At 62.6% G+C, this 6,215-nt stretch carries 8 protein-coding genes; 1 reads left to right on the forward strand and 7 read right to left on the reverse strand.

The window, feature by feature from the left end:
* Nucleotides 1–83: 83 nt before the first annotated feature.
* Genes G3436_RS04740 through G3436_RS04755 form a run of 4 tightly spaced genes read right to left on the reverse strand, consistent with a single transcriptional unit; the run spans nucleotide 84 to nucleotide 3,037 of the window.
* Entirely contained in the window at nucleotides 84–962 is an 879-nt protein-coding gene (locus G3436_RS04740) for a transporter substrate-binding domain-containing protein (RefSeq protein ID WP_163941872.1), read from the reverse strand.
* On the reverse strand, nucleotides 959–1,735 hold the full coding sequence (locus G3436_RS04745; protein ID WP_163941875.1) for an amino acid ABC transporter ATP-binding protein: 777 nt from the start codon (nucleotides 1,733–1,735) through the stop codon (nucleotides 959–961). Before G3436_RS04745 ends, G3436_RS04740 begins: the two co-directional genes overlap by 4 nt.
* Nucleotides 1,732–2,391, reverse strand: a complete 660-nt coding sequence (locus tag G3436_RS04750; protein ID WP_163941876.1) for an amino acid ABC transporter permease — start codon at nucleotides 2,389–2,391, stop codon at nucleotides 1,732–1,734. Before G3436_RS04750 ends, G3436_RS04745 begins: the two co-directional genes overlap by 4 nt.
* Nucleotides 2,372–3,037 (reverse strand): amino acid ABC transporter permease, encoded by a 666-nt coding sequence (locus tag G3436_RS04755; protein ID WP_163941878.1) that lies wholly within the window; start codon nucleotides 3,035–3,037, stop codon nucleotides 2,372–2,374. The genes G3436_RS04750 and G3436_RS04755 overlap by 20 nt, the downstream gene beginning before the upstream one ends.
* A 158-nt stretch (nucleotides 3,038–3,195) precedes the next feature.
* Between G3436_RS04755 and G3436_RS04760 the strand changes: the two genes are divergently transcribed.
* A complete protein-coding gene (locus G3436_RS04760; protein ID WP_163941880.1) occupies nucleotides 3,196–3,414 on the forward strand; it encodes a hypothetical protein in 219 nt (72 codons plus the stop codon).
* A gap of 70 nt (nucleotides 3,415–3,484) precedes the next feature.
* Here the strand turns inward: G3436_RS04760 and G3436_RS04765 are convergent, their stop codons facing one another.
* The 3 genes from G3436_RS04765 to G3436_RS04775 form a co-directional block, all read right to left on the reverse strand.
* Nucleotides 3,485–4,270 (reverse strand): MetQ/NlpA family ABC transporter substrate-binding protein, encoded by a 786-nt coding sequence (locus tag G3436_RS04765; RefSeq protein ID WP_163941882.1) that lies wholly within the window; start codon nucleotides 4,268–4,270, stop codon nucleotides 3,485–3,487.
* A gap of 162 nt (nucleotides 4,271–4,432) precedes the next feature.
* Nucleotides 4,433–5,377, reverse strand: a complete 945-nt coding sequence (locus G3436_RS04770; protein WP_163941884.1) for a sigma 54-interacting transcriptional regulator — start codon at nucleotides 5,375–5,377, stop codon at nucleotides 4,433–4,435.
* Nucleotides 5,378–5,442: 65 nt separating this feature from the next.
* The gene (locus G3436_RS04775; protein ID WP_163941888.1) at nucleotides 5,443–6,024 is read right to left on the reverse strand and encodes an alpha/beta hydrolase; all 582 of its coding nucleotides are present in this window, start codon (nucleotides 6,022–6,024) and stop codon (nucleotides 5,443–5,445) included.
* Nucleotides 6,025–6,215 lie beyond the last annotated feature (191 nt).

Raw genomic sequence — 6,215 nt, forward strand, 5'->3', positions numbered from 1 at the left:
AGCCAGCTCCCACAAGGTTCGCCGTTGCATATTCCCTGTGGGAGCTGGCTTGCCAGCGAAGAGCGCAACGCGGTGTCAGGATCTCAACCCTGCCACTTGCCACCCTCGACAATCACGCTCTCAGGCTTGGTGTCGTCGCTCAGTTCCTTGCGCACATACTGGTCATACAGCTTGAGCAGGTACTTCTGCTCGCCCAGGCGCGCCAGCTCGCTGTTGACCCAGTCACGCAGCTCGATGTTGCCTTTCTTCACCGCCGGCGCAATCGGCGCTTCCTCACCCAGCTTCTCCTCCAGCACGCGGTAACCCGGGTTCTGCTTCGACCAGCTGAACAGGATCAGGTTGTCCTGTGCATACGCATCCCCCCGCCCATTGGCCAAGGCCTGCAACGACTCGGAGTTCTTCTCGAACTTGAGCAACTTCCAGTCCGGGTGATTCTTGGTCAGCCAGATGTCGGCCGTGGTGCCGGTGGTGACGATGGTGGTCCTGGCCGCCAGGTCGTCGAGCTGCTTCACCTCGCTGCCCTCAGGCACCAGCGCCTGTACCGCAACGCGCAGGTTCGGGTTGGTGAACTCCACCGCTTCCTTGCGCTCCGGGGTCACGGTCATGTTGGCCAGGATCAGGTCGACCTTGTCACTCTGCAGGAACGGAATCCGGCTGGCCGGCTCCACCGCCACGAACTCGACCTTGTTCTCGTCGCCCAGCAACGACTTGGCCAGCGCGCGGCCGATGTCGGTGTCAAAACCGACATAACGCCCGGTCTCATCCACAAAGCCGAACGGCGGCTTGTCGGTGAACACGCCAACGATCAACTTGTCGCGGGCCTTGATGGTTTCCAGGTAGCTGGTGGCCGGCGTGGCGCCACTGGCGGCCGGCTTGTTCGGCTCTTCGGACTTGTTGCAGCCGGCCAGTACGGCCAGGGTGAACAGCGACAGCAGCCATTTTGAAGCGTGGGCAGTCTTCATGAAAATTCCTTGATAAGTGTCTTCTTGGGCAGGCTTTCAACAAAGGAGAATTTCTCCAGGAACTGCTGCGCGCGTGCGGTCTGCGGGTCCGTAAAGAAGCGCTCGGGTGGGTTCTGTTCAAGGATCCTGCCGGCCTCCATGAACACGATGCGGTCGGCCACCGCGCGAGCGAAGGCCATTTCATGGGTCACGATGAGCAAGGTCATGCCGTCACGGGCCAGGCCCTGGATCACCTGCAGCACTTCCTTGACCATCTCGGGGTCAAGCGCGGCGGTCACTTCGTCGAACAGCATCACCTGCGGGTTCATGCACAACGACCGCACGATGGCGATGCGTTGCTGCTGGCCGCCCGACAGCTGACGCGGGTAGGCATCGCGCTTGTCCAGCAGGCCGACCCGCGCCAGCAACGCTTCGGCCTGGGCCTGGGCCTCAATGCGGTCGCGCTTCTGCACCTTGAGCGGACCCAGCAGCAGGTTCTCCATCACGCTCATGTGGCCGAACAGGTGGTAGCTCTGGAACACCATGCCCACCTGCTGGCGCACCTGGCGCCAGTCGGTGGTGGTGCTCAGCAGCTCGTTGCCGTCGAGCTTCAGGCTGCCGCTGTGGGCCACCTCCAGGCCGTTCAGGCAACGCAGCAGGGTGCTCTTGCCACAGCCGCTGGGGCCGAGGATCACCAGCACTTCGCCGCTGTGCACTTGCAGGTCGATATCCTTGAGCACCTGCTGCTCGCCGAAAAACTTGTTGAAACCCTTGAACTCGATCAGTGCGCTCATGCGTGTGTCCAGCGCCGCTCCAGCGCGCGCGAGGCGGCCGACAGCGGGTAGCAGATGAAAAAGAAAAACAGGAACAGGGCACCGTAGATCAGCACCGACTCATAGGTGCGCTCGATGATCTGCTGGCCCACCTTGATCACGTCCACCACCCCGATCAGCACCGCCAGCGAACTGGTCTTGATGATGCGCGTGTAGATGTTGATGGTCGGCGGCGTCATGCGTTTGAGCGCCTGGGGCAGCAGCACGTAGCCGTACAGCTGCCAGCCGTCCAGGCCGATCGACAGGCCCGCCTCGCGCTGCCCGCGTGGCAGCGAATGCAGCGCGCCGCGCACCACCTCGCCGACCTCGCTGGCGCCCCACAGCGACAGCACCAGCACGGCGCACCAGAAGCTGGGCAGGCTTACGGCAAAGAAGATCGGCAAGCCGAAGAACAGCAGGTACAGCCACACCAGCACCGGGATCGCACGAAACAGTTCCAGATAGATGCGCAGCAGCACGTTCACGCTGCGCTTGCCCAGAGTGGCGAGCACGCCGTACAGCACACCACCGAGGGTGCTGAACACGATGCCCAGCGCCGAGATCGCCAGGGTCTGCCCCGCGCCCTTGGCCAACTGCGGCAACGAGATCAGCAACAGTTCAAGACCCGAACTGGCCATGTTGCATCCTCCTTTCCAGGCGGCTGAGCAGCAGCGACAACGGCAGGAACAGCAACACGCAGATCAGCGTGAGCACCGCGAGCATTTCGTAAGTCTTGTAGTACAGGGCGATATAGCTCTTGGTGGTGTAGAGAATCTCCGGCACCGCCACCGCCGAGACCACGGTGGTTTCCTTGAGCAGGAAGATGAAGTTGGCGAACAGCGCCGGCAGGCTGAGGATGCCGGCCTGGGGCAGGATCACGTGGCGCAACAACTGGCCTTCGGACAGGCCAATCGAGCGCCCCGACTCCAGCTGCGCGGCAGGCACCGCATCCACGCCGGCGCGCAGCACTTCGGTGAGGTAGGCGCCACCCAGAAAGGTCATGGTGATGATCGCTGCAGCAAAGCCGGAAACTTTCAGGCCCAGGGTCGGCAAGGCGAAGTACACGAAGAACAGCTGGATCAGCAGCGGCGTGTTGCGCGCCAGCTCCACATACAGGCCCACTGCCCGGTGCAGGTACGGCGTGCGGTAGACCAGGATCGCGGTGTTGAGCACGGCCACCACCAGCGAGGTGACGATGGCGATCAGGCCGACCTGCAGGGTCACCCCGACGGCCTTGAGAAACGCCGGCAATGTGCTAAGGATAAAAGCGACGTCGAAGCTCATGGAAGCGGCCTCGATGCACAGACAGGATTGCGCTGCATGGGGATCATCTCTAGCCGGCCTGGGGGTAGACGGGCGCGGCGACGGGCTGAGGTTGGGTGTGCCGGTAAGCACGTTGGTAATACTCTAAAGCTATAAAAATATTTATTTAAATATCTTTATTGCATATTGATATCACGCAAATGGCTAACCGGAAAAATCCTTCCAGGCTCCGGGATCTTTCCTACAAAAAACGCTATCCAAACGCTGCCGATCGCGGCCCGCGAGCCGCGCCTCTAACAAGGAAGACAACCATGAACAGCGCCACGCCAGCCCTCGATCCTGCCGAATTGCTCAAACTGCTCACCGCGCTGCGCCGCGCGGTCAACACCCCGCGCTGAGCCTGCAACGCAAAAACGCCGACCCGGGCAACCGGTGTCGGCGTTTTTCATGCAGGGGCCTGCTGGCGCATCAGAACGCTGGCAGCACCGCGCCGCTGTATTTCTTCTCGATGAATTCCTTCACTTGCGGGCTGGTCAGCGCCTTGGCCAGCTTCTGGATGGCGTCGCTGTCCTTGTTGTCGGGGCGAGCCACCAGGAAGTTCACGTACGGCGAGTCGGAGCCCTCGATCACCAGGGCATCCTTGGCCGGGTTCAGGCCGGCTTCCAGCGCGTAGTTGGTGTTGATCATGTCCAGGTCGACCTGGTCCAGCACACGCGCCAGCATGGCCGATTCCAGTTCGCGGAACTTGAAATTGTGCGGGTTCTTGGCGATGTCCTTGGGCGTGGCCAGGGCGTTTTTCGGGTCTTTCAATTCGATCAGGCCGGCCTTCTGCAGCAGGATCAGCGCACGGCCGCTGTTGGAGCCTTCGTTGGGAATGGCGATGGTGGCGCCGTCCTTGAGCTCGGACAGGCTCTTGACCTTCTTCGAGTAGCCACCGAAGGGTTCGACGTGCACGCCGATCACGGTCTCAAGGTGGGTGCCCTTGCCTTCGTTGAAGCTCTTGAGGTATGGCAGGGTCTGGAAGTAGTTGGCATCCAGGCGCTTCTGGTCGACCTGCACATTAGGCTGCACGTAGTCGGTGAACACCTTGATTTCCAGGTCTACGCCTTCCTTGGCCAGGGTTGGCTTGATCAGCTCGAGGATCTCGGCGTGGGGTACCGGGGTGGCCGCTACCACCAGCTTTTCGCCGGCCTGGGCAAAACCTGCAACCGACAGAGCGGCTGCCAATGCAGTCAACAACAGAGCCTTTTTCATGCGCAGTCCTTATTCGAATAACAGCCATCGGTCGACGGCAAAAACAGAGGTGCCAGGCGGTGTCTGCCGGCGTGAAGCGGACAATACCGAGATTTTTTATTCCCGAACAATATCTTTTGCTTAGCTACTTATTCCATTTTCGATTGCATAGTGTGCATAAGCTCAGGCAGCGGGTTGCGCCAGGCGCAACGTCACCTGTTGCAGCAACGCTTGCAACGCACTGCGCTCACCGGGCTGGCCCAGTCGGCAGAGCTGGTCGAGCTGCGCCGAGAGCGCCTGCAGCGGCGTGGGCAGATTAAGGTGCTGCGGCAGAATCTCGTCGCCACTGCTGACCAGCAAGGCAAAGTGAATGACGTTCTCCAGCTCGCGGGTATTGCCTGGCCAGCTGTGCAGTTCCAGCACCCGTTGTGCGGCTTCGCTGAGCAGCGGCGGTAGCGCCAGGTTCAGGCGCGGGCTGTAGATACCGATGAAGTATTCCGCCAGCGGCAGGATGTCGCCGATGCGTTCGCGCAGCGCCGGCAGCTCCAGCCGGCCCTCGTGCAGGTAGTGGTAGAGGCGGTCGTGGAACTTGCCGGCGGCCACCGCCTGGGCCAGGTCGATGCTCGACGCGGCCACCAGGCGCACGTCCACCGGGTTGGGCTGTTGCGCACCGACGCGGGTGACCTCGCGGTTTTCCAGCGCTGCCAGCAGCTTGACCTGGATCGGTAGCGGCAGGTCGGCGATTTCGTCCAGGTACAGGGTGCCGCCGTTGGCCGAGCCGAACCAGCCGGCGCGGCTGCTGGCCGTGCCGCTGTGGGCGCCGGCGCTGTAGCCGAACAGTTCGGCATCGGCATAGGTGGGGCTGATGGCGCCGCAGTTGACCGAGACGAACAGGCCGCCGCGATCGCTGGCGCGGTGGATCTGCCGGGCCAGCAGCTCCTTGCCGGTGCCGGTCTCGCCGCGGATCAGCACTGGCAGGGCCAGCGGCGCCAGCAGTTCGAGCTCTTCGCGCAGCTGGCGCGAGCGTGGGTCGACGAACACCAGCGCCTTGGCGCGAATGCTCAGCGGGCTCTTGTCGCTTTCGGGAAAGGTCAGCAGCGGCTGCCCGTAGGTGTCGTGAAGGCTCATGGCGAACTCCCGCCCAGGCGACTCACGGCGCGGACGTTGTTAAATGAAGGTGGGCCGCAGCGTTATCAGGCGCGGCGCAGTGCGTGCTGTTCCAGGCGGTTCTGCAGGCGGTAGAGGTAGGCGAAGCCCTGCTCCCAGCGCCGGTGCCCGGATTTGACGTTGATATGCCCGGCGCCGCCGAGCACGCCGGCTTCAGCGCCCCAGGCGCGGGCCAGTTGCATGGCGCGTGGTGCACTGACGGCCGGATCGTTGTCGGAGGTGACCACCTGGCTCGGGAACGGCAAGCGGTTCTGCGGGATCGGTGCAAAGTTGCGCAGGGCGGGCGCGCAGGCCGGGCGTTCAACGTCGGCCGGGGCCACCAGCAAGGCGCCGCGCACCTGGCGCAGCAGGCTGGCACTGGCGTTCGCGGCCCAGTGGGCGACGGTGATGCAACCCAGGCTGTGGGCGATCAGGATCACTGGCGAAGTGTCGGTGGCGATGGCCTGTTCGAGCGCGGCCACCCAGTCTTCGCGGCGTGGCGTGAGCCAGTCGGCCTGTTCGACGCGAGCGCTGTTGGGCAGGGTGTTCTGCCAGTGGGACTGCCAGTGATCGTCTGGCGATCCTTGCCAGCCCGGCACAATCAGGTAACGAATCGACTCATTGCGCATGGGATGCCTCCTGCTGGGTTTGCCTTGCATGAGGACAAGTATAGGGCGGGGGTTATATTCGTAAAGGAATAAGAAGCTATTTGTTAATAACCAAAAAGAAGCAAATTTTTGCTGCTGATGGCCGCGCCAGAGATCCAATGCCGGGCAAACAAGGCTGACAACGGTGATTCTGCAGGCCATGGTACGTTGCA

The organism is Pseudomonas brassicae (genome assembly GCF_010671725.1).
In the GTDB taxonomy this organism is placed as follows: Bacteria; Pseudomonadota; Gammaproteobacteria; order Pseudomonadales; family Pseudomonadaceae; genus Aquipseudomonas; species Aquipseudomonas brassicae.

Excerpts from the sequence above, each read along its gene's own strand:
- G3436_RS04770 (WP_163941884.1), bottom strand. The coding sequence starts at position 5,377 with ATGAGCCTTCACGACACCTACGGGCAGCCGCTGCTGACCTTTCCCGAA.
- G3436_RS04755 (WP_163941878.1), bottom strand. The coding sequence starts at position 3,037 with ATGAGCTTCGACGTCGCTTTTATCCTTAGCACATTGCCGGCGTTTCTC.
- G3436_RS04740 (WP_163941872.1), bottom strand. The coding sequence starts at position 962 with ATGAAGACTGCCCACGCTTCAAAATGGCTGCTGTCGCTGTTCACCCTG.
- G3436_RS04775 (WP_163941888.1), bottom strand. The coding sequence starts at position 6,024 with ATGCGCAATGAGTCGATTCGTTACCTGATTGTGCCGGGCTGGCAAGGA.
- G3436_RS04750 (WP_163941876.1), bottom strand. The coding sequence starts at position 2,391 with ATGGCCAGTTCGGGTCTTGAACTGTTGCTGATCTCGTTGCCGCAGTTG.
- G3436_RS04745 (WP_163941875.1), bottom strand. The coding sequence starts at position 1,735 with ATGAGCGCACTGATCGAGTTCAAGGGTTTCAACAAGTTTTTCGGCGAG.
- G3436_RS04765 (WP_163941882.1), bottom strand. The coding sequence starts at position 4,270 with ATGAAAAAGGCTCTGTTGTTGACTGCATTGGCAGCCGCTCTGTCGGTT.